Annotated in this window: 1 protein-coding gene; it reads right to left on the bottom strand. The window is 63.6% G+C overall.

Annotated features, from left to right (window positions below; all coding sequences use genetic code 11):
• A partial coding sequence (gene tuf, locus QTH97_RS36915) for an elongation factor Tu (protein WP_286573750.1) occupies positions 1-1,184 on the bottom strand: 1,184 nt, incomplete at its 3' end.
• Positions 1,185-1,189 lie beyond the last annotated feature (5 nt).

The following is a 1,189-nucleotide window of genomic DNA, read 5'->3' as shown; positions in this document are numbered from 1 at the left end:
AGGATCTTGGCCACGACGCCCGAACCGACGGTACGGCCGCCTTCACGGATGGCGAAGCGCAGGCCTTCTTCCATCGCGATCGGGTTGATCAGCTTCACCGTGATCGACACGTTGTCGCCGGGCATGACCATTTCCTTGTCCTTGGGCAGCTCGATCGCGCCAGTGACGTCGGTCGTGCGGAAGTAGAACTGCGGACGGTAGTTGTTGAAGAACGGCGTGTGACGGCCGCCTTCGTCCTTCGACAGCACGTACACCTCGGCGGTGAAGTGCGTGTGCGGCTTGATCGAGCCGGGCTTGCACAGCACCTGGCCGCGCTCGACTTCTTCGCGCTTCGTGCCGCGCAGCAGCACGCCCACGTTGTCGCCTGCCTGGCCCTGGTCCAGCAGCTTGCGGAACATTTCCACGCCGGTGCAGGTGGTCTTGACCGTCGGACGGATGCCCACGATCTCGATTTCCTCGCCAACCTTGATCACGCCGCGCTCGACCGCACCGGTCACCACCGTGCCGCGACCCGAGATCGAGAACACGTCTTCCACCGGCATCAGGAACGTACCGTCCACCGCGCGCTCAGGCGTGGGGATGTAGGTGTCCAGGGCTTCGGCCAGCTTCATGATGGCGCCTTCGCCCAGCTCGCCCTTGTCGCCTTCCAGCGCCAGCTTGGCCGAACCGTGAATGATCGGGGTGTCGTCGCCAGGGAATTCGTACTTGTCCAGGAGTTCGCGAACTTCCATCTCGACCAGCTCGAGCAGCTCCTTGTCGTCGACCATGTCGCACTTGTTCAGGAACACGATGATGTAGCCCACGCCCACCTGGCGCGCCAGCAGGATGTGCTCGCGGGTCTGGGGCATCGGGCCGTCAGCGGCCGAGCACACCAGGATCGCGCCGTCCATCTGGGCGGCGCCGGTGATCATGTTCTTCACGTAGTCGGCGTGACCCGGGCAGTCCACGTGCGCGTAGTGGCGGTTGGCCGTCTCGTATTCGACGTGCGCGGTGTTGATCGTGATCCCGCGTGCCTTTTCTTCCGGCGCCGCATCGATCTGGTCATAGGCCTTCGCTTCGCCGCCGAACTTGGCCGACAGCACCGTCGCAATCGCCGCCGTCAGCGTCGTCTTGCCATGGTCCACGTGACCAATCGTGCCCACGTTCACGTGCGGCTTCGTACGGGTGAATTTTCCTTTTGCCATTTTCT

Origin of the sequence: Variovorax gracilis (assembly GCF_030317115.1) — a bacterium.
In the GTDB taxonomy this organism is placed as follows: domain Bacteria; phylum Pseudomonadota; class Gammaproteobacteria; order Burkholderiales; family Burkholderiaceae_C; genus Variovorax; species Variovorax gracilis.
The sequence above is the reverse complement of the archived record's forward strand: the minus strand, read 5'-3'. Positions and strand labels throughout refer to the sequence as shown.